18 protein-coding genes are annotated in these 22205 nt (G+C 63.3%); 15 read left to right on the forward strand and 3 right to left on the reverse strand.

The window, feature by feature from the left end:
* Positions 1-42: 42 nt before the first annotated feature.
* The gene (locus ACTJK7_RS07155; RefSeq protein ID WP_011331870.1) at positions 43-630 is read right to left on the reverse strand and encodes a phage tail protein; all 588 of its coding nucleotides are present in this window, start codon (positions 628-630) and stop codon (positions 43-45) included.
* Between the two features lie 240 nt (positions 631-870).
* Here ACTJK7_RS07155 and ACTJK7_RS07160 point away from each other — a divergent pair, with 240 nt between their 5' ends.
* The 7 genes from ACTJK7_RS07160 (at position 871) to ACTJK7_RS07190 (ending at position 13785) form a co-directional block, all read left to right on the forward strand.
* Positions 871-2466: a glycosyltransferase family 39 protein gene (locus tag ACTJK7_RS07160; protein WP_285357551.1), complete on the forward strand. Its 1596-nt coding sequence runs from the start codon at positions 871-873 to the stop codon at positions 2464-2466.
* 137 nt (positions 2467-2603) lie between these two features.
* Positions 2604-3449: a sulfotransferase family protein gene (locus ACTJK7_RS07165; protein WP_011331872.1), complete on the forward strand. Its 846-nt coding sequence runs from the start codon at positions 2604-2606 to the stop codon at positions 3447-3449.
* Between the two features lie 55 nt (positions 3450-3504).
* Positions 3505-9891, forward strand: coding sequence for an Ig-like domain-containing protein (locus tag ACTJK7_RS07170; RefSeq protein WP_440780447.1), 6387 nt, complete (start codon positions 3505-3507; stop codon positions 9889-9891).
* Positions 9892-9937: 46 nt separating this feature from the next.
* On the forward strand, positions 9938-11452 hold the full coding sequence (locus ACTJK7_RS07175; protein ID WP_323150567.1) for a TolC family protein: 1515 nt from the start codon (positions 9938-9940) through the stop codon (positions 11450-11452).
* Positions 11436-12041, forward strand: a complete 606-nt coding sequence (gene cysC, locus ACTJK7_RS07180) for an adenylyl-sulfate kinase (RefSeq protein ID WP_108559004.1) — start codon at positions 11436-11438, stop codon at positions 12039-12041. Before ACTJK7_RS07175 ends, cysC begins: the two co-directional genes overlap by 17 nt.
* The gene (locus tag ACTJK7_RS07185; RefSeq protein ID WP_064382672.1) at positions 12038-12823 is read left to right on the forward strand and encodes an aspartyl/asparaginyl beta-hydroxylase domain-containing protein; all 786 of its coding nucleotides are present in this window, start codon (positions 12038-12040) and stop codon (positions 12821-12823) included. Before cysC ends, ACTJK7_RS07185 begins: the two co-directional genes overlap by 4 nt.
* The gene (locus ACTJK7_RS07190) at positions 12811-13785 is read left to right on the forward strand and encodes a sulfotransferase family protein (protein ID WP_108559006.1); all 975 of its coding nucleotides are present in this window, start codon (positions 12811-12813) and stop codon (positions 13783-13785) included. The genes ACTJK7_RS07185 and ACTJK7_RS07190 overlap by 13 nt, the downstream gene beginning before the upstream one ends.
* Here ACTJK7_RS07190 and ACTJK7_RS07195 read toward each other — a convergent pair.
* On the reverse strand, positions 13751-14509 hold the full coding sequence (locus ACTJK7_RS07195) for a slipin family protein (protein ID WP_007957673.1): 759 nt from the start codon (positions 14507-14509) through the stop codon (positions 13751-13753). The two genes, ACTJK7_RS07190 and ACTJK7_RS07195, sit on opposite strands and share 35 nt — an antisense overlap.
* A gap of 2 nt (positions 14510-14511) precedes the next feature.
* Positions 14512-15039, reverse strand: a complete 528-nt coding sequence (locus tag ACTJK7_RS07200) for an NfeD family protein (protein ID WP_108559008.1) — start codon at positions 15037-15039, stop codon at positions 14512-14514.
* Between the two features lie 196 nt (positions 15040-15235).
* Between ACTJK7_RS07200 and ACTJK7_RS07205 the strand changes: the two genes are divergently transcribed.
* The 8 genes from ACTJK7_RS07205 to ACTJK7_RS07240 all read left to right on the forward strand — a co-directional run bounded on the left by ACTJK7_RS07205 (position 15236) and on the right by ACTJK7_RS07240 (position 22032).
* A complete protein-coding gene (locus ACTJK7_RS07205) occupies positions 15236-15697 on the forward strand; it encodes an aminoacyl-tRNA deacylase (protein ID WP_007957669.1) in 462 nt (153 codons plus the stop codon).
* 129 nt (positions 15698-15826) lie between these two features.
* A complete protein-coding gene (locus ACTJK7_RS07210) occupies positions 15827-16072 on the forward strand; it encodes a DUF2789 domain-containing protein (protein ID WP_440780449.1) in 246 nt (81 codons plus the stop codon).
* Between the two features lie 213 nt (positions 16073-16285).
* Complete coding sequence (locus tag ACTJK7_RS07215) at positions 16286-16714, forward strand: MarR family winged helix-turn-helix transcriptional regulator (protein WP_011331882.1); 429 nt, start codon at positions 16286-16288, stop codon at positions 16712-16714.
* Positions 16711-18774, forward strand: a complete 2064-nt coding sequence (locus tag ACTJK7_RS07220) for an FUSC family protein (protein WP_102687449.1) — start codon at positions 16711-16713, stop codon at positions 18772-18774. Before ACTJK7_RS07215 ends, ACTJK7_RS07220 begins: the two co-directional genes overlap by 4 nt.
* Complete coding sequence (locus tag ACTJK7_RS07225; RefSeq protein ID WP_007957657.1) at positions 18771-18980, forward strand: DUF1656 domain-containing protein; 210 nt, start codon at positions 18771-18773, stop codon at positions 18978-18980. The genes ACTJK7_RS07220 and ACTJK7_RS07225 overlap by 4 nt, the downstream gene beginning before the upstream one ends.
* Positions 18977-19864, forward strand: coding sequence for an efflux RND transporter periplasmic adaptor subunit (locus ACTJK7_RS07230; protein WP_085667626.1), 888 nt, complete (start codon positions 18977-18979; stop codon positions 19862-19864). The genes ACTJK7_RS07225 and ACTJK7_RS07230 overlap by 4 nt, the downstream gene beginning before the upstream one ends.
* Complete coding sequence (locus ACTJK7_RS07235) at positions 19861-21303, forward strand: efflux transporter outer membrane subunit (protein WP_440780451.1); 1443 nt, start codon at positions 19861-19863, stop codon at positions 21301-21303. Before ACTJK7_RS07230 ends, ACTJK7_RS07235 begins: the two co-directional genes overlap by 4 nt.
* A gap of 93 nt (positions 21304-21396) precedes the next feature.
* Positions 21397-22032: a hypothetical protein gene (locus tag ACTJK7_RS07240; protein WP_011331886.1), complete on the forward strand. Its 636-nt coding sequence runs from the start codon at positions 21397-21399 to the stop codon at positions 22030-22032.
* The last annotated feature ends 173 nt before the right edge of the window (positions 22033-22205 follow it).

The raw sequence follows: 22205 nt of genomic DNA on the forward strand, positions 1-22205 counted from the left end.
GAAAAAAGAACGGCCGGGGGCCATCAAGCCCCCGGCGTTTACTCAGTTGCGCGACGGGAACAGACCGTTCAGGGCAATGCTGAAGTTAAGGACCAGGGCCGGGTTCAGGATCGGCAGTGGCTGGCTGCCGCCGGTGGAGGAAATGTCCCCGGTGACGGTGGTGGTCACACCCTTGAGCGGTACCGGTGTGGCACCTTGGGCGTCGGAATAGATATTCGCCGAACCAGGGCCGCCGCCGGACGCGCCGATGTACGAATTGGTGGCGGTGGGCACAGTCGCCGGATTGCTGGCGGGTACTGCCAGCGAAAGGGCGGTGTTGGCCGTCAGGCCGGTCATGGCGTGGGTGTGGTTGGGCATGTTGGCGATGGTGGCGGTGACGTTTTCGGTGCCGTACACCTGACCGATGACGCGCGGCGTCAGGCCCAGTCCGGTGCCTTGTGCGACGGGCACGCGACCTTGCAGGTTGGGCAGTTGAAAGTTGGTCGTGCCATTGCCGCCGTAGTAAGTGCCCAGCAAGGCGAACAGCGCCTGGTATTGCGAGATGCCCAGGATTTGCCCGTTGCACAAGGCCCAGCCACTCGGGGCGAAGTTGAAGGCGAACGGTTGAATCGTACCCATAAAGACTTCCATGGTTCCTCATCCTTCTGTTGTGTGGTCGGCGCGCCGCGCGGTCGCCCTTGTTGTCGGGCCGGTCGAAACGTTGTGCTGACTCCTTCCTTTTGCGCGGGCAGGTCACGCCACGCCGTAGCGTAGACCCGGATCGACGGACTTGCCGGACGTCGTCGTGGCCGCGCGTCGACTTCGGTGCTGGCCTACAGTGTTGGCAGTTGATGACGCAATTGTGTTCGCAAAAACGCTGAGGGGAGGTTGATGGAGGTCCTTCGCGAGACACCGCTGGGAGATACTCAGGATCCGTTCGCCGCACCGAATGCCGGTGTCCGGCGCCTGTTGCGCTGGGCGCGCGAGCACTGGTTGATACCGATCCTGCTGCTGGCCACGGCGGTGCGCTTTTATGATCTGACCGCTGCCGCGATCTGGGGCGATGAAGGTTCGAGCCTGCTGCTGGCGCGCTATTCGCCGGGCGTGATCTGGACGCATGCCGCGTTCGATGTGCATCCGCCGCTGTACTTCATGTTGCTGCACGGCTGGATCGGGTTGTTCGGCGACGGCCTCTTGGCCATTCGCAGTTTCAGTGCGCTGGCCGGCATCGCCACGGTCGGACTCGGCGTGAGCCTGGTCGACCGGCTGGCCACTCGCCGCGCGGCGATCATCGCCGGGGTGTTGCTGGCGCTGTTGCCGACGGCGGTACGCTACAGCCAGGAAGTGCGCATGTACGCGTTGCTTGGCTTGCTCCTGATCGGTGCGACGCTGGTGCTGGTCAAGTGGATCCGGCGCCCGCAGCGTCACCGCTATCTGCTGATCTACGCGCTGCTGATGACGGCGGCGTTGTACACCCACTACTTCGCCGTGCTGGCGGCGCTGAGCCATTGGCTGTATCTGGGGCTGATCCGCCTGTTGCCGGGTTATCGCCTGAAGCATCTCCAGCGCAAGGACTGGTGGCTGGCCAATCTCGCCATCGTCGTGCTCTACCTGCCGTGGCTACCGAACCTGATCGACCTGCTGCAACACATGGACGCGCTCAAGGCCGGCGGCGATGTAGGCTGGGAAGATCCGGTGACCCTGTCTTCGCTGCCGTCGATGATCTGGCTCTGGTTGATTCAGGACGAGGGCGAACATCTCCCGTTGCTGCTGTTCGGCGGTGTGCCCCTGGCTTTGCTGGTGCTGGCGGGGGTCGCCGTTGCCCGTGATCGCAGCGTGAACCATGGCAGCGTGCTGCTGGCGGTCTACACCGGCATGCCGTTGTTGCTGGTGTTCGCCGTGTCTTTCATTACGCCGGTGTTCATCGAGCGTTACCTGACTGCCTACGCGCTGGGGCTGCCGATGCTGGCGGCGCTGGGCATCGACCGGCTCTGCAGCAGCGTGCGCGTGCTGGCGATGGCGGTGCTGCTGTCGCTGGTCGGGGTCGAGATGATCGGGGTGAACAACAACGCCACGGTCGACCGCAACGACCAGTTCAACGTCATGGTCGATTACGTCAACCGCCACTTCGCCAGCGGCGACCGCATCGTCACCAGCGACATGCTCTGGTACCTCAGTTACGTCTATTACAACCGCACTGAGGCTCAAGTCCGGCTGTTTACGCCGCCCACTGCCGAGGGACGCTCGACTCGCCCGAACCATTACGGTTTCGGCACGCTGGTGTCCGATGAGGTTTACCTTGATCGGTTGGGCGACCTGCCGAAGGACAGTGCCCGGGTCTGGTTGATCGGCGATCAGGACGTGGATGTACCCGATCCATTCCTGCCCTTGCCAGCGGCCTGGCACTTGCGGGATCAGGTGCAGGCGGGTGGTGCGAAAGCGCGACTTTTTTCGTTGCAGACGCCCAATGGAGCGGGAGAAAACTGACTTAAACGCTTCACCATTTTATTCGCGATAAATACGAAGTTTTTAAGTCCGTTTTGCTCTTTTCTGATATCAAAACACTACTAGTCGAATGGGTATTGTTGGATTACGCTCATCAGACAAAAGGACTTACAAATACGGTGAAGGGATTGCAGCAGTTCCACTTTATCTCCGGCTTGCCGCGCTCAGGTTCTACCCTCCTTTCTGCAATCCTCCTGCAGAACCCGCGTTTTCATGCCGGCATGACCAGTCCGGTCGGCGCGCTGTTCTCCGGTGTCCTTGAACAATGCAGTGCCGGCAGCGAATTCGGCGCGGTGATCGATACCGACATGCGCCGCCGCCTGTTGCGCGGCCTGTTCGATTCCTACTACGCCGACAAGGCCGACAAACCGGTGGTGTTCGACACCAACCGCCAGTGGTCTGCGCGACTGCCGGCCATCAACGATTTGTTCCCACAAGCCAAGGTCATCGCCTGTGTGCGCAACGTCGCCTGGGTGATGGACAGCCTCGAGCGGCTGTACCGCGCCAATCCTTTTGAAAACACCAAGCTGTTCGGCGATGCGGTCGAGCGCAACACCGTCTACAGCCGCTGCGAAACCCTGGCCCAGCGCAATCGCCTGGTGGGTTTTGCCTGGGCGGCGCTCAAGGAAGCCTATTACGGCGAGCACGCCGATTCGCTGTTGATCGTCGATTATGACCTGCTGACCCAGGCCCCGGAGCGGGTGCTGCGGCTGGTCTACGACTTCATCGGCGAACCCTGGTTCGAGCACGATTTCGAGCACCTGGCCTATGACGCGCCGGAGTTCGACCAGGCCTTGGGCGTGGCCGGCCTGCACAAGGTCAAACCCAAGGTCGCCCTGCAGTCGCGGCGCACGATCCTGCCGCCGGACCTGTTCAAGCAATACGCCGATCTGTCCTTCTGGCTCGATGGCTCAGCCAGCGCTGCCAATGTCATTCGTATGAAGTCCGACGCCGCGATCAGCTGATCGCGGCGTTTTTCATTGATGCGTCAACAACTGTGTTCGAGTCCGGGTGAGCAACATGTGGTGGAGCAAGCAGAAGTCGCGGGTTACCGAAGGCCAACGGACGCTGGCGGCGCCCATGATCATGTCGCTCGAACCGCGCATGCTGTTCGACGGCGCCGTCGCGGCCACCGTCGCCGACACCGCCGCCCAGGCTGACAGCCATGCCACCGCCGATGCCGCGAAAGCACCGGCCGCCGACCACCCGAGCGCCAGCAAGGACACCCATGGCCAGGCCGACGCCACGCCCGCTGCCAGCCCGGTCGCGGTGCCGGGGCAGAGCGTGGTGTTCGTCGATTCCCGGGTCAAGGATACCGACAGCCTGCTCAAGGGCGTGGCCCCCGGCACCCAAGTGGTCAAGCTCGATGCGGGCAAGGACGGTTTGCAGCAGATCGCCGATTACCTCGATCAGCATCAGGGCGTGAGCTCGGTGCAGATCATCGCCCACGGAAACGCCGGTGACCTGTGGCTGGGCAACAGTTATCTGTCGGCCGACAACGTCGCCCAGCGCAGCGCGATCCTGGCGGAAATCGGCAAGGACATGAACGCTGGCGGCGACATCCTGATCTACGGCTGCTACACCGCCGAAGGGGATCGTGGCCTGAGCTTCGTCGACTCGCTGGCGCAATTGACCGGCCGCGATGTGGCCGCGTCGAACAACCGCACCGGGATAGGCGGCGACTGGGACCTGGAGATCGCCACCGGCACCATCGAAAGCGCCAACGTGCTGTCGACCCAGGCGATGAGCGAATACCAGTGGGGCCTGGCCACCTGGACCGCCACCAACAATGCCAACACCGGGGTCGGCTCGCTGCGCGCAGCGCTGGCGTCGGCGCAGAACGGCGACATCGTGACCTTCAGCTCCGGGATGACGGTGCAGCTCACCTCGGAATTGCTGATCAACAAGAACGTCACCGTCGATGGTGACCTGAACAACGACGGGGTTGCCGACGTCACGCTCGATGGCCAATACCGGACCCGAGTGGTGGAAATAACCTCCGGCAGCACGGTGACCCTGGATGGTCTGGTCATTACCCGTGGCCTGGTTTCGGGCAACGGCGGTAATGGCGGCTACGGCGCAACCGGCGCCATGGGCGGCGGGATCTTCAACGCCGGCATCCTGACCCTGAACAACGTCTCGGTCACCGGCAACGCGGCGGCCGGTGGCGGCGGTGGCGGTGGTGTCACCGGTGCGTTCTACGGCGGTGCCGGTGGTGGTGGCGGTGGTCTTGGCGGTCAGGGCGGTGGTCATGGCGGTACGGCCGGGCCGGGCACCGGTACGCTGGGCGGCCAGGCCGGCAGCGCTGGTGTCGGCGGCTACGGCGGTGGCTACGACGCGACGCACATGGGCGGGCGCGGCGGCTCGACCACTGGCGGCGCGGGCGGTGTGGGCGTGTCCTATTACAGCAACGGCGGCAATGGCGGCACGGCCAGCAACGGTACGATTTCCATCGGTGGCGGCGGTGGCGGCGCCGGTTGGGACAAGGTCGGCGGCGCCGGCGGCAATGCCGCCGGTGGCATTTACAACGCTTCCACCGGCACGCTGAAAATCGTCGGCACCTCGGTCATCAGCAACAACATCGGCGCGGGTGGCGGTGGCGGTGGTGGCAGTGGCCAGGGTAGCAATAACCTGAACGGCGGCGACGGCGGACGAGGTGTCGGCGCGATCTGGAACCAGGGCGGCACGGTACTGATCACCGCCGCCAACTTCAGCGCCATCAGCGGCAACGCGGCCGGCAGCGGCTCCGGTGGTGCAGAACTGGGTGGCGGCGTGACGGGCTCTGTACCACTGGCCTTCGCGGCGATCTATAACAACGGCGGCACGCTCAACACCGCTTACGTAGAGCCGCCGACCGCGACCATCGTGATGGCCGACACGGCCCTGAAAATCGGCGAAACCTCGCTGGTGACCATTACCTTCAGCCGAGCGGTCACCGGCTTCACCAACGCCGACCTGACGATTGCCAACGGCACGCTGACAGCGGTCAGCAGCAGCGATGGCGGCCTGACCTGGACGGCGACCTTCACGCCGACCAACAACATCACCGACAGCACCAACCTGATCACCCTCGACAACACCGGGGTGACCGCGATCAACGACGGCGTGGCGGGTGTCGGTACGACCAACTCCGTCAACTACGCCATCGACACCGCGCGGCCGACCGTGACCATCGTGATGTCCGATACGGCGTTGAAGATCGGCGATACGTCGCTGGTGACTTTCACCTTCAGTGAAGCGGTGACCGGTTTCACCAACGCCGATCTGTCTATCGCCAACGGCACGTTGAGCGCAGTGAGCAGCAGCGACGGCGGCATCACCTGGACCGGAACGTTCACCCCGACCGCCAGCATCAGCGATACCACCAACCTGATTACCCTGGACAACACCGGTATCGCCGACCTTGCCGGTAACGCCGGCACCGGCACCACCGATTCGGTCAATTATGCGATCGATACCGTGCGGCCGACGGCAACCATTGTGGTGTCCGACACCAATCTGGCGGCCGGTGAAACCTCGCTGGTGACCATCACTTTCAGCGAAGCCGTCAGCGGTTTCACCACCGCCGACCTGACCGTGGCCAACGGCACCCTGAGCGGTTTGAGCAGCAGTGACGGCGGCATCACCTGGACCGCCACGCTGACGCCGACCACCAACATTACCGACAGCACCAACCTGGTCACCCTGGATAACACCGGGGTTGTCGATCTCGCCGGCAACGCCGGCAGTGGCACCACCAACTCCAACAACTTTGCGATCGACACCGCGCGTCCGACCGCGACCATTGTGGTCGCAGACACCGCGCTGAAAATCGGCGAAACCTCGCTGGTGACCATCACCTTCAGCGAAGCGGTGACCGGTTTCACCAACGCCGACCTGACCATTGCCAACGGCACGCTGACTGCCGTGAGCAGCAGCGACGGCGGCATTACCTGGACCGCGACGTTCACGCCGACCGCCAGCATCACCGACGCGACCAACCTGATCACGCTGAACAACACCGGCATCGCTGATCTGAACGGCAACGCCGGCAGCGGGACCACCGACTCCAACAACTACGCCATCGATACCGTGCGCCCGACCGCGACCATCGTGGTGGCCGACAACAACCTGCGGATCGGTGAAACCTCGCTGGTGACCATCACATTCAGTGAAGCGGTCGGCGGTTTCACCAATGCCGATCTGACGATTGCCAACGGCACCTTGAGCGCAGTCAGCAGCAGCGACGGCGGCATCACCTGGACGGCGACGTTCACCCCGAGCGCCAGCATCAGCGATACCACCAACCTGATCACCCTGGACAACACCGGCATCGTCGACCTGGCGGGCAACGCCGGTAGCGGCACCACCGATTCGAACAATTATGCGATCGATACGGTGCGGCCCACCGCGACCATCGTGGTGGCCGACAGCAATCTCACTGCCGGTGAAACCTCGCTGGTGACCATCACCTTCAGCGAAGCGGTCAGCGGTTTCACCAACGCCGACCTGACGATTGCCAACGGTACGCTGACCGCCGTGAGCAGCAGTGACGGCGGCATCACCTGGACGGCGACGTTCACGCCGAACGTGGGCGTCAATGACGCGACCAACCTGATCACCCTGGCCAATACCGGCATCGCCGACCTTTCGGGCAACACCGGCAGCGGCACGACCAACTCCAACAACTACACCATCGACACCGTGGTGCCGACCGCGACCATCATCGTGGCGGACTCCAGCCTGAAAATCGGCGAAACCTCGCTGGTGACCATCACCTTCAGTGAGGCCGTGACCGGTTTCACCAACGCCGACCTGACCATCGCCAACGGCACGCTCAGCGCGGTCAGCAGCAGCGACGGCGGCATTACCTGGACGGCCACGTTCACGCCGACCACCAACATCACCGACGCCACCAACCTGATCACGCTGGACAACACTGGCGTGCAGAACCTGTCGGGCAATGCCGGCAGCGGCACCACCGATTCGAACAACTATTCAATCGACACGGTGCGTCCGACCGCCACCATCGTGGTCGCCGACACAGCACTCGGCGTCGGCCAGACGAGCCTGGTGACCATCACCTTCAGCGAAGCCGTGACCGGTTTCACCAACGCTGACCTGACGATCGCCAACGGTACGCTGAGCGCGGTCAGCAGCAGCGACGGCGGCATCACCTGGACGGCGACGTTCACGCCGGCGGCGGGCATCACCGATACCACCAACCTGATCACCCTGGATAACACCGGCATCACCGACCTGGCAGGCAACGCCGGCAGCGGCACCACCGATTCCAACAACTATGCGGTCGACAGTCAGCGTCCGACGGCGACCATCGTCATGAGCGACATTGACCTGCGTCCCGGCGAAACCGCGCTGGTGACCATCACCTTCAGCGAGGCGGTGACCGGTTTCGACAACTCCGACCTGAGCGTCGCCAACGGCACCCTGAGCAATGTCTCGTCGAGCGACGGCGGCCTCACCTGGACGGCCACCTTCACGCCGAACATCGGTGTCAGCGACCTGACCAACCTGATTGTCCTGAACAACACCGGTACCACCGACCTGGCCGGCAACACCGGCACTGGCACCACCAACTCGGCCAATTACCAAGTGCAGACCCAGGTGCCGACTGCCACCATCGTGGTAGCCGACCCTGCGCTCAAGGCCGGGGAAACCTCGCTGGTGACCATCACTTTCAGCGAAGCGGTCAGTGGGTTCGACAACAGTGACCTGACCATCGCCAACGGCACGCTGAGCAACGTCAGCAGCAGTGACGGCGGCATCACCTGGACCGCGACGTTCACCCCGACTGCCAATGTCACTGACGCCACCAACCTGATCAGCCTGAACAATGCCGGAGTGACCAACGTCTCAGGCAACAGCGGTATCGGCACCACCGATTCCAACAACTTCGCCATCGACACCGCGCGGCCAACCGCCACCATTGTGGTTGCCGATAACCGCCTCGGTATCGGTGAAACCACCACCGTGACCTTCACCTTCAACGAAGCGGTGATCGGGTTCGATCTGGGGGACATCAGCGTCGCCAATGGTTCGTTGTCAAACCTGACCAGCAGCGACGGCGGCGTGACCTGGACCGCAACCTTCACGCCGACAGCCAACGTCAACGATCCGACCAACCTGATCCTGATCGACACTGGCGGCGTCCAGGACCTGGCCGGCAACCTCGGGGCGAGCATCGCCATCTCCAACAACTACATTCTCGACGCGACCCGGCCGACGGTGAACATCGTGGTCGCCAATCCGAATCTGGGCATCGGTCAGAGCACCACGGTGACCTTCACCTTCAGCGAGGCGGTGAGCAATTTCGACCTGTCCGACCTTAGCGTGACCAACGGTGACCTCAGCAACCTGACCAGCAGTGACGGCGGCAAGACCTGGACCGCGACTTTCACGCCGACCGCGAATGTCACCGACCCGAGCAACTTCATCGCGCTGGACACCAGCAACGTCACCGACCTTGCGGGCAACGCCGGCAGCACGGTGGCGGTGTCGAACAACTACGCCCTCGACAGCGAACGGCCGACCGCCACGGTGGTGATCGCCAATCCGAACCTGGGCGTCGGTCAGACTTCGCAGGTGACCATCACCTTCAACGAAGCGGTCAGCGGTTTCGACCTGTCGGACCTCAGCGTGGCCAACGGCACTCTGTCCAACCTGAGCAGCAGCGACGGTGGCAAGACCTGGACCGCGACCCTGACGCCGAACGCCAACGTCAACAGCGCCAGCAATGCGATCAGCATCAACACGGCCGGGGTCAGCGACCTGTCGGGCAACAGCGGCAGCAGCGTCAGCAGTTCCGGCAATTACGTGATCAACACGGTGCCTGTGCCTCCTGTGACACCGACTACTCCGTTGATCGTGGTGACACCGGATCCGGAGTTCCGCAGCAGCGATCCGGTCGCGCCGCCGCCACCGCCGAACGTTCCGCTGCAGCCGATCGTCTTCACCGCGCCCACTGGCGACCTCGGTTCACCGCTGACTTTCGCGCCGTTGTTCGAGCAACGGGTGATCGGCAACGGCATCCGTCCACTGGGGGATATTTTCATCAATCGCGGTGCGCTGAGCCCGAGCTTCATTGCCCAGGTGTTCACCAGCAGTGACAACGGCGGTGACGGCTCCGGTCATGGCTTCCTCGGGTTTGGCGGTGGCGATGGCGGGGTGTTTGGCAGCAGCACGCTGTCGAGTCTGTTCAATCAGGACAGCAGCGCCGAGCGTGATTCGCTGAATGCCTTCGGCAGCCAGTCGATCAAGGGCGGCGATATTTCCCAGGGCCTGCGCGGTGTGTTCGGCGCGCCGACCCTTGGCCAGCAACTGCAACAGATCAAGGACAGCGAGCAGCACCGGGTCGACAACCTGGCGGCGGCGCTGCAACAGGTCGGCATCAGCGAAATGCCGGCCTGACCAACATTACAACTCAATATATGTGGGACCTAGGGGCGATCCAGGGATGAAGAAAAGTCAGAAGTTGTTCGGCGCCAGCCTGCTGGCGCTGGCGATCAGCGGATGTGCAGTGACCAGTGAACCGATCGAGCGCAGTGTCAGCGAACAAAGGGCCCGGGCCGACCTGCAAAGCATGTACAAGGGCCAGGAACCGCTGAGCGGGCCGCTGACCCTGCACCAGGCGATGGCCCGCGCGGTGAAATACAACCTCGAAGGCCGCCTGAAAATCATGGAGGAAGCGCTGGCCAAGCGGCAGCTCGACCTCGCCAGTTTCGACATGCTGCCGCGCATGGCGCTGGACGCCGGTTACGTCGGGCGTAACAACGTCAGCGCCTCCAGCAGCCAGAGTGTGCGTACCGGCACTCAGTCTCTGGAACCGTCGACCTCACAGGACCGCGACCGTGACGTCGCCGACCTGACCATGGTCTGGAACGTCCTCGATTTCGGTGTCAGCTACATCAGCGCCAAGCAGCAGGGCGACCAGCGCCTGATCGTTCAGGAGCGCCGACGCAAGGTGATCAACACCATCGTTCAGGACGTGCGCTCGGCCTATTGGCGGGCGATGGCCGCCGAACGTCTGCTCAAGCAGATCGACAGCCTGATGGCGCGAGTCGACACCGCCCGTCGTAACAGCGAAAGCATGAGCGAACAGCGCATCGGTGATCCGGTGCAGTCGCTCGGTTATCAGCGTTCGCTGATCGAAGCGACCCGGCAACTGGAAGAACAACGCCGCGCGCTGTCGCTGGCGAAAACCGAACTGGCGACCCTGATCAACCTGCCGCTGGGCACCAACCTGACCCTGGCCACCGATGACGGTTACCGGATCCCGGAACTCAAGGTCGATCTGAGCAAACTCGAGCAGGAAGCCCTGACCAGCCGTCCGGAACTGCGCGAGCAGGATTACCAGACCCGGATCAGCGCCGCCGAAACCCGCAAGGCCATGCTGCGTCTGCTGCCGGGTCTGGAGTTCTCCGCCGGCGGGCATTACGACAGCAACTCGTTCCTGGTCGAGCAGGGCTGGGCCGACTACGGCGTCAAAGTCACCTGGAACCTGTTCAACGTGATCTCTGCCCCGGCGGCTATCGATGTGGCGAAGGCCGGTGAAGAAGTGGCTGCCGCGCGGCGTCAGGCGATGTCGATTGCAGTGCTGGCGCAGCTCTACGTGGCCAACGCCAACTATCAGGAGGCGCTGCGCCAGTTCAAGACCAACCAGCAACTGTCGGACATCGACGGGCAAATCGTCGGTCAGTTGCGCAACCGTCGTCAGGCCGACGGCATTGGTGAGCTGGACCTGATTCAGGGCGAACTCAACACCTTGCAGGCCGATCTGCGTCGCGACCTGTCCTACGCCGATCTGCGCAATGCTTACGGCCAGATCTTCGCCAGCGCCGGCCTCGATCCGCTGCCGGACCAGGTGCAGTCGACCGAAGTGCAGTCGATCGCCACCGCGCTGGCCAACCGCGAAGCCGCGTGGGCGTCAGGGGATATTTCGCTGCCGGTGGCCCATGCCTCCGCGCAGTGACGTATTGGCGCCGACCGCCAGCATCAGCCGTGCCCAACGCGAGGCCCGCAACGGCCATCGCGGCACGGCAATGCTGCTGACCGGCTTGCCGGCGGCGGGCAAATCGACCCTTGCCCAGGCGTTGCATGCCGAGTTGTTCAGTCGTGGTCTGCAAAGTGTGGTGCTCGATGGCGATGGCCTGCGCGTCGGGCTCAACCGTGACTTGGGTTTTACTGATGCCGACCGCCTGGAAAACATCCGCCGCGCCAGTGAGCTGGCGGCGTTGCTGGTGGAGAACGGGCAGATCGTGATTCTGGCGATGATCGCGCCGTTGGCGGAACTGCGCGAAGTGTTTGCCCGCCGTTTGGGCGAGGACTATTGCGAGGTCTGGTGCAGCGCCGCGCTGGCGGTGTGCGAGCAGCGCGATCCGAAAGGGCATTACGCCCGGGCCCGGCGTGGCGAACTCGCCGGGTTCACCGGCGTGTCGGCGTCTTACGAGGCGCCGGCCCAGGCTTCGCTGGTGCTCGACACCGGCACGCTGACGGTCGAAGCCTGTCTGGACCGGTTGCTGACCTGGCTCGGCGAATCCGCGGTGTTGCCCAAGGCATGAGCCGGCCGGCGTTCTCGCGATTGCCGCTGACCGCGGATCTGCCATTGCTGTTGCAGGCGCTGGCGGCGATTGACGACGCTGCCTGGCGCGGTCATTTCAACACCGCTTATTTCGCCGGCGACTGGAGCGGCGTGGCGCTGATTTCTGCCGCCGATGCGCTGACCGAACTGTCCCCCGGCAGTGCCGAACCCGTAAAGCGCAATCCTTGGCTGAATGACCGTCGCTGGCAGCAGGCCCTGCGGGATCTGCCACTGGACATCGTCAGTGCGCGGCTGTTGCGACTGGGGCCGGGCGGGCAGATTCATGAACATCGCGACTACGACCTTGAGGGCGTGGACGCCGATTTGCGCCTGCACATTCCGCTGCTCAGTCCGCCTGCCGTGGACTTCTGGCTCGACGGCCAGCGGATGCCGATGAGGGCCGGGGAATGCTGGTTTCTTGATCTTGCCCGGCCGCATCGGGTCGACAATCGCGACCGCACGGCACGGATTCATCTGGTGCTCGATTGCCGCCCCTCGCCCTGGCTGGAGCAGATGATTGCCAACGGTTTGCCGAGCACTCCGCTGCCTGATGCCACGGAAACAGCGCTTCAGCGCTTTCAACGATTGCTTGTCACAGAACCGCTGTTGTCCGCCGCGTTGCAGGCATTGCAGGACCGCGAAGCATTCACCGACCAGACACTGACGCTGGCTGCTGAACGCGGTCTGCATTTTTCCCGGGAAGAACTGCTGGCGGCGATGCGCAACGGTCGTCGGTCATGGAACGAACAATGGCGCCTGTGAATTTCGACGGCTGGTTGCCGATCCGCGTCTGGAAAACCGCCGGGCAATGGCAGGTCGACTGGTGCTGGTTTGGCGACACGCCGCTGCATCAGCCGTTTTTTCGTGAGGCTGTCGAAGACGCGTTGCACCTGCCGTTCAATCAGGCGTTTCGCCGGCAAACACCTTTGTCGGCGCTCATGGATTGGCAAACGCTCAGTCCGGGGCTGCTGCCGAGCGCGTTCATCCTGCACGCCTCGCGGTGTGGCTCGACGCTGATCAGTCAGATGCTCGCCCGGCTCGATGATCACATCGTGGTCTCGGAGCCGCCTCCCCTTGATGCCTTGTTGCGCAGCGATCTGCCGGACGAAGAGCGCCGCGCGGCCATCGTCGGACTGCTCTCGGCGTACGGTCAGCGTCGGCGCGGCACGGAGCAGCGACTGGTGATCAAACTCGACGCCTGGAACATCGGCGAATGGCCGCTGCTGCGCGAGTGTTTTGCCGATACGCCGTGGCTGTTTGTCTATCGCGATCCACTGGAAATCGCCGTCTCGCACCTGCGTCGCCCCGGCCTGCACATGGTGCCGGGTGCGCTCGGCGATTGTGTGCTGGACGACGATTTGCCGTTCGAGGGCCGCGAGGACTTCATCGCCCGGCGCCTGGGGCGTCTGCTGGAGGCCGGGTGCGTGCATTGTCGTGAGTCTGCCGGGCTGGCGGTCAATTACAGCGAATTGCCCGACGCGATGAGCGGGCGGCTGGCGCGGTTTTTCGGGCTCAGCGCCACGCAGTGTGAACAGGCGCTGACAGCGACGGCGCAGCACGCGAAGCAGCCGTCACAACCCTTTGTCGTCGATGGCGAACACAAACGCCGGGAGGCATCGGCGCTGTTGCAGGCACGGATCGAAGATTGCGCCCGTGCGCCCTATGCCGCGCTGGAACGCTTGCGCGCGCTTACGATTTCGCCGACAGATCCGCCATCCCCTTGAGCAGTTCGATCGGCAACGGAAAGACGATGGTCGAGCTCTTGTCGCCGGCGATCGAACTCAAGGTCTGCATGTAGCGCAGTTGCATGGCGCCGGGCTGGCGACCAAGCATTTCGGCAGCCTGCATAAGTTTTTCCGAGGCCTGCAATTCGCCTTCGGCGTGGATCACCTTGGCTCGCCGCTCCCGCTCGGCTTCGGCCTGTTTGGCGATGGCGCGCACCATCGATTCGTTGAGGTCGACGTGCTTGATTTCGACGTTGGCGACCTTGATCCCCCAGGCGTCGGTCTGGGCGTCGAGCACTTGCTGGATGTCGATGTTCAGGCGTTCGCGTTCGGCCAGCAGTTCGTCCAGCTCATGTTTGCCGAGCACCGCGCGCAGGGTGGTCTGGGCCAGTTGGCTGGTGGCCATGAGGAAGTCCTCGACCTGGATGATCGCTTTCTGCGGGTCGAGCACGCGAAAGTACAGCACCGCGTTGACCTTGACCGAAACGTTGTCGCGGGTGATCACATCCTGCGGCGGCACGTCGAGGACGATGGTGCGCAGATCGACCCGGACCATTTGCTGCACCACCGGGATCAGTAGGATCAGCCCTGGCCCCTTGACCTGCCAGAAGCGCCCGAGCTGGAACACCACCCCGCGTTCGTATTCGCGCAGGATGCGGAACGTCGAGCCGGCCAGGGCGATCAGCAACAGCAGCAGCGCGACAAAACCGATTTGCAGACCCATGATCACTCTCCGAGCGGTGCCGCGTCAGTCGCGGCCACTTGCAGCAACAGACCCTTGCGCCCGACCACCCGCACCGGTTGCCCGGTGTGCAGCGGCGTGGCGCTCAGCACCTGCCAGCGTTCTCCCTGCAACTGCACCCAGCCGTTGCGGCTGTCTTCCGGTTGCACCACGGTCACCGCCGTGACACTGCCGAGCAGGCCGGCATCGCCGCTGACCGGGTGGCGCGGTCGGGTTTTCAGGGCGCGGATCAACAGTGCGATCAGCAACAGTGCACTGACCAGCCCGAGGCCGATCATCATCGGTACCGGCAGTTCGGCGTTGCTCAGGATCAGCGCGCCGATCACGAACATGACGATGCCGCCGAGGCCGATCACCCCGTAGTTGGGCAGCGCGGCTTCGGCGATCAGAAACGTGATGCCCAAGGTGATCAGCCACAGACCAACCGGGCTGGCGGCGGTAAACGGGTTGTCCGCCGCAATCACCGATCCACTCAGCAGCAACAGGGCAAGCGCACAGCAACGGATGTTCACGTGACCCTCCGCGAGAGTCAGGACTTGTTCTTACAGTCTAGTTGAGGCTGCGGCTGGATGAATTTTGATCAATTTTCCCGCCCCGCCAGTGGGCGGATTTCCCGGTGCTCGTGGCTTGCCGGACTAGACTTTGAAGGACAGCCACAGCGTTTCATTACCGTCCGCCGCGCAGCGTCGGCGGGCACCGAGGTGCATCATGCGTATGGCCAAGAAAGTGCAGAGCAGCCTCAACCGGGCGCAATGCGAATATGACATCGTCACCCACCCGCACTCGTCCAGCAGCCTGGAAACGGCGCGGGTCTCCGGGATTGCCGCAGAGCGGGTGGCCAAATCGGTGATCCTGGACGACCGTCACGGGCACTACCTGATGGCGGTGCTGCCCGCCAGCCGCCACCTGGACTTGAGCAAGGTGCGCAGCAGCGGCGAATGGCAGATCACCCGCGAAAGCAATCTGGCGCACATTTTCGACGACTGCGAACGCGGTGCCGTACCGCCACTGGGCGACTCCTACGGCCTGGACATGGTCATCGACCCGCTGCTGACCCGGCAGAAAGACATCTACCTGGAAGCCGGCAACCACAACAACCTGCTGCACATGAGCATGCCCGAGTTCCTGAAAATGGTGCCGCATGCGCAGGTGCGGGAGTTGAGTCAGTAGCTTTTTTAGCGTCTGTGCCGACGCCAATCGCGAGCAAGCTCGCTCCCACAGGTTCTGCGCTAGACCTGGGGGAGCGGGCCTGCTCGCGAAAAATCTTTCACACCCTATAAATCTCGCAGGAGTTCCGACATGGAAAACCCGACGCACAGCCTCCCATCCCTGTTCAAGCAACTCGGCCTGGACAGCGACCCGGTCAGCATCGACCAGTTCATCGCCACCCATTCCCCGCTCAAACCCGAACTGCACCTGTGTGACGCGTTTTTCTGGAGCAAGAGCCAGGCGGATTTCCTGCGGGACGAGATTCTCGATGATGCAGATTGGGCGGAGGTGGTGGATCAGTTGGATGTGATGTTGAGGAAGGGGCGGGGAATGTAAAAAAAATGATCGAAAAGACCGAAATGTAAAAAAAATTTGTGAGTTGTAAAAAAATCAGCGCAAAAGTCAGGTTGAGATAGTTTTTCTGAATTCGCCTTCGGACATGAATTTGTTTCAAAACTTGACTGAATTTCCCCACCAATGCGATATTGATAGTTAGCAAACTAACAGTGTGTGCATTCCCTCGTGCCGAATAACCTCGACGCTCTCCAGATGAACATCAGCAGTGCCATGGTGGTGGCCGCCAGGCATTGGCGGAAGATCTGCCAGACCACGCTGGTCAATTATGGAATTTCCGAAGCCTGCGCCGTCCCGTTGTTGATGATCGGGCGGCTGGGCGAGGGTGTGCGCCAGGTGCAGGTGGCGCAGGCAGCAGGGATGGAGTCGCCGTCGCTGGTGCGCCTGCTCGATCAGTTGTGTCACGCCGGTTTTGTCTGCCGCACCGAAGATGCCCAGGACCGTCGCGCCAAATGCCTGAGCCTGACCGACACCGGCCGTGAGCTGGTGCAAGCGGTGGAGGCGCAACTGGTGCGTCTGCGTCATGAAGTGCTCGAAGGCATCGACCAGCGCGATCTGGAGGCTACGCTTCGAGTACTGAGAGCTTTCGAGGCGGCCACTCCGCCAACGGTGATCAATCCGTGAACGGGTTCTTTTCCGGCATGCCCCCCGCGCGGGACTGGTTCTACGGGATCCGCACGTTCGCGGCCTCGATGACCGCGCTGTACATCGCCTTGCTCATGCAGATGCCGCGTCCGTACTGGGCGATGGCCACGGTGTACATCGTTTCCAGCCCTTTCCTCGGGCCGACCAGTTCCAAGGCGTTGTATCGGGCGATCGGCACGTTTCTCGGTGCTGCGGCGGCGGTGCTGTTCGTGCCGATGTTCGTCCAGAGCCCGTATGTGCTGGTGGTGGTCATCGCCTTGTGGACGGGGATTTTGCTGTTCCTGTCCCTGCACCTGCGCACCGCCAACAACTACGCGCTGATGCTGGCAGGCTACACCTTGCCGCTGATCGCCCTGCCGGTGGTGGATAACCCGCTGGCGGTGTGGGACGTGGCCGAGTCGCGGACCGAGGAAATCTTTCTCGGCATCGCCGTGGCGGCGGTGGTCGGCGCGATGTTCTGGCCACGGCGCCTGGCACCGGTGTTCAACGATGCCGTGGGCAAGTGGTTCGCCGACGCCACAACTTACAGTCTGAAATTCCTCAGCCGCGACGTGCAGCCCGAAGAGGTTGCAGCCCTGCGCATGGCGATGGTCGGCAGTTTCAACAGCCTGGAGTTGATGATCGGCCAGTTGCCGCACGAAGGTGCGCGGCCGCAAACCGTACGCAACACCAAGGAACTGCGCGGGCGGATGATTCACCTGCTGCCGGTGATCGATGCCCTTGAAGATTCACTTTACGCCCTCGAACGGCGCACGCCGGAACTGGTGGAAAAATTCGCCCCGCTGCTCACCGCGACTCGTGAATGGCTCGGCCACAAAGACGCCGATCTGGAACGCTGGCAAGCCCTGCGGGATCAGCTCGAAGCGCTGCAACCGAGCGCCGAAGCCCTGGAAGATCGCAAACAGTTGCTGTTTTCCAACGCGCTGTATCGCCTCGGCGAATTCATCGATCTGTGGCAGGACTGCCGCAGTCTGCAGGACGCGATCCTGTGCGAGCGCCAGGACAGCTGGCGCGCGGTCTATCGCCACTGGCGCCTCGGTCGCCTGACGCCATTCATCGACCGCGGGCTGATGCTGTATTCGGTGGCCTCGACCATTCTGGCCATCATCGTTGCCTCGGTGTTGTGGATCCTGCTGGGCTGGACCGACGGCGGCAGCGCGGTGATTCTGGCGGCGGTCTCGTGCAGCTTCTTCGCCTCGATGGACGACCCGGCGCCGCAGATCTACCGGTTCTTCTTCTGGACCGGGATGTCGGTGCTGTTCGCCAGCCTGTACCTGTTTCTGGTGCTGCCGAACCTGCATGACTTTCCGATGCTGGTGCTGGCGTTCGCGGTGCCGTTCATCTGTGTCGGCACCCTGACGGTGCAGCCACGCTTCTACCTCGGCATGCTGCTGACGCTGGTCAACACCTCGTCGTTCATCAGCATTTCCGGTGCTTACGACGCGGACTTCTTTGCCTTCGTCAATTCCAACCTGGCGGGCCCGATTGGGTTGTTGTTCGCGTTTATCTGGACCCTGATCGCCCGGCCGTTCGGCGCCGAACTGGCGGCCAAGCGCCTGACCCGTTTCAGCTGGAAAGACATCGTCAGCATGACCGAACCGGCCAACCTCGCCGAACACCGACAGCTTGGCGTGCAACTGCTCGACCGCCTGATGCAGCACCTGCCGCGTCTGGCGCTGACCGGGCAGGACACCGGCATCGCCATGCGCGAAGTGCGCGTGGGGCTGAACCTGCTCGACCTGCTCGCCTACACGCCGCGAGTGACGGGCGCGCCGAACGCACTGCTCAAGCAAGTGGTGGCAGAGGTCGGTGAATATTTCCGGGCCTGCCTCAAGGCCGGCGAACGCCTGCCGGCACCGAGCGCCTTGCTGATGACCATGGATCGCACCCGACGCGCGCTCAACGGCCACGGCGATGAAGAAACCCGGCTCAACCTGTTGCATGCCTTGAGCGGTTTGCGCCTGGCGCTGTTGCCCGGTGTGGAATTCGTTTCCAACGCAGAGCCCGAAGAACCGCTGCCCGAAGGAGCGCCCCTATGATCGGTGATCTGGATATCAGCGGCATTTTCCTGCCGACCCTGCTGGTGTTGATGGGCATCACTTATGTGCTGTTTGTGTTGGTACACGGCGTGCTCACACGCCTGCATTTCTACCGTCTGGTCTGGCACCGGGCATTGTTCAACGTGGCTCTCTACGCCGTGATGCTGTACGGCGTGGATTCACTCAGTCGATACCTGATGACATGAAAAAACCGTTTCTGACCCTCGGTCGCGTCGTCCTGACGCTGCTGATCGTGACTTTCGCCGTCGTCGTGGTCTGGCGCATGGTGATGTATTACATGTTCGCGCCCTGGACCCGCGACGGCCACATTCGCGCCGACATCGTGCAGATCGCCCCGGACGTGTCCGGGCTGATCCAGCAGGTCGAAGTGAAGGACAACCAGTTGGTGAAACGCGGCCAGGTGCTGTTCAGCATCGACCAGGACCGTTTCAAACTGGCGCTGCGCCAGGCTAAGGCCGCGGTAGCCGATCGCGAAGAAACCCTGGCTCAGGCGCAGCGTGAAGCCAAGCGTAACCGAGGTCTGGGCAATCTGGTGCCGGCCGAACAGCTGGAAGAAAGCCTGTCGAAAGTGGCCCGCGCGCAATCGGCCCTGGCCGAAGCGCTGGTGGCGGTGGACAGCGCTCAGCTCAACCTCGACCGCTCGGTGATCCGCAGTCCGGTGGACGGCTACGTCAACGACCGTGCGCCGCGCTCGCAGGAGTTCGTCACCGCCGGGCGTCCGGTGTTGTCGGTGGTCGACAGCAATTCGTTCCACATCGACGGCTATTTCGAAGAGACCAAACTCGACGGCATCCACATCGGGCAGTCGGTGGATATCCGCGTGATCGGCGACCGCGCTCGCCTGCGCGGGCACGTCGAAAGCATCGTCGCCGGTATCGAAGACCGTGACCGTTCGAGCGGCAGCAACCTGCTGCCCAACGTCAATCCGGCGTTCAGCTGGGTGCGCCTGGCGCAACGGATTCCGGTGCGCATTGCCTTCGACGACGTGCCGGATGACTTCCGCATGATCGCCGGGCGTACCGCCACCGTGTCGATCATCGACGATCAACCGCAGGAGCCCGCGCAATGAGCAGGGCTTTGATTATCGTCGGGCTGGGCGTGATGCTGTCGGCCTGCTCGATGGTCGGGCCGGATTATCACGTGCCCGAAGACGCGGCGATCCAGCGCAAGGATTTCCAGGGCGACCTGGCGGTGGCCGGCAAACCGGTGGTGTCGGCCCCGGTGCCGGCGGACTGGTGGCGGCTGTATCAGGATCCGCGTCTGGATCAACTGGTGCAGCAGGCCATGGCGTCCAACACCGATCTGCGGGTGGCGGCGGCGAACCTGTCGCGGGCCCGGGCGCAGGTCGATGAAGCCGAGGCGGCCGGTGGCTGGAGTGGCGGCGTGAAGATGGGCGCGCAACGCTTGCAGGAATCCGGCGAGGCGTTCCTGCTGCCGGAAAAAGTGCCGGTGGCCAACATCGGTGATATCGGTATCAGCGCGTCCTACCAGTTCGATCTGTGGGGCACGCTGCAACGCGGGATCGAAGCGGCCAAAGCCAACGCCGATGCGACTCAGGCCGCTGCCGACACGGCGCGCATCACCCTGGTCGCTGACGTGGTGCGGGCCTACACCCAGGTCTGCGCGGCGAACGAGGAGCGGGAAATCGCCCAGCATTCTCTCGACCTGCAATCCCAGAGCACCACCCTGATCCAGCGCCTGCGCGATGCCGGCCGTGGCGACGAAATCCAGGTCACCCGTTCGCAGACCCAATTCAAATCCTTGCGCGCCGACATGCCGCGTTATGAGGCGGCGCGTCAGGCCGGGTTGTTCCGGCTGTCGATGCTGCTGGCCAAGCCTGTCGATCAACTGCCGGCCGGCACCGCGACCTGTGCCGAGCTGCCGAAAATCGCCCAACTGGTGCCGGTCGGGGATGGCGCCGCGCTGCTCAAGCGTCGGCCGGACATCCGCCAGGCCGAGCGGCGTCTGGCGGCCGCGACCGCCGGGATCGGCATCGCCACCGGCGAGCTGTACCCGGACATCAGTTTCGGCGCGACCATCGGCACCGTCGGTATTCTCGACAACCTTGGCAAACCGTCCACCAACCGCTGGGGCTTCGGTCCGTCGCTGAGCTGGAGTGTGCCGACCAACGGCGCCCGGGCCCGGATCCGCGAAGCCGAAGCCACGACCCAGGGCGCACTGGCGCATTTCGACGGTGTAGTGCTGAATGCCATCCGCGAAACCCAGACCGGCCTGTCCCAGTATTCCGCACTGCTGCAACGCCGCGATGCGCTGGCCGATGCCGAGCAGTCGGCGAAACTGGCGGCGGACCAGACGCACCGCTTCTTCCAGGCCGGCCGCGAGTCGTTCCTCGCCGATCTGCAAGCCACCCGCACCTACACCGACGTCACCGCGCAACTGGCCGCCGCCAACACCCAGGTTGCCATGAGCCAGATCGATTTGTTCCTCGCCCTGGGCGGCGGTTGGGAAAGCGGACGAACGCAAGCCTCGAGCGCCAGCAAACCCTGAGGCCGTTGCTATGCTTTGAAGTATTGAAAGGGCGCCCCGAACCAGGCGCCTTTTCAGTGCACATCGCTAGCGCAGGTCTAGGGGAAACCAATAATGAAAAACCCTTACGCTCTTGGCTTCTGGTGCGCCCTGGTAGCCCTGGTGCTGCTGTCGGCCACCTATTTCTACGGCATCATGCTGGCTCATCAGATTGACAAGGCAATGGTCTTCCTCGACAGCACCGTGGCGTTGATCGCGGTCATGGCGATCGTGGTCGTGGCGTCGGCCCTGGTGCAGACCCAACGACTCAAGAAACGTCAGCTCGAGCAAAGCAAGACACTGCTGCTGATCTGGGACACCAAAGTTGCGCTGCGCAAAGTCGAAACCGTATTCGACCGCTACTTCTGGGGCGGCTACTGGCAGCCGGGGCGTACCTTCGCCGAAGTCATGGGCGAGCTCACCGGCACGCCGCTGGAAAAAAGCCTCGAAGCCCTGAAAAAACAATGTCTGGCCCTCGACCGGCAAGTCGCCGGCGACGGCTGGCACTGGCTCAACAACGCCCGTGAACTCTCGGACGTCGCCACCGCCATGGCCCGCGAGCGTTATCAACTGGACTTCTGCGACCCGCGCAGCGACGGGCCGGGCGGGGCGGTGATCGACCGGGATTTCGAAGTGCTGGTGTACACCTGGACCGCACGGCTGAAAAGCTTCGACCATCAGCTGGACGAGATCGAGGTTCAATACTCCTGAGCCCGAAAAGATCGCCGAACCCGGCGATCTTTTTGTTTGTCCATGTCATGTCGACACTCTTTAACCTTTAAACATTGGGCCGCGTTGCACTGCCAGTGCTAATCTCCACCGCTAAATTCAGCGGAGTCGCGCCACGGCCCGGTCACGGGTTCAGGGAAGACGACCACACTTTC

It is taken from the genome of Pseudomonas sp. 22085, from assembly GCF_052045815.1.
GTDB classification, from domain to species: domain Bacteria; phylum Pseudomonadota; class Gammaproteobacteria; order Pseudomonadales; family Pseudomonadaceae; genus Aquipseudomonas; species Aquipseudomonas glycinae.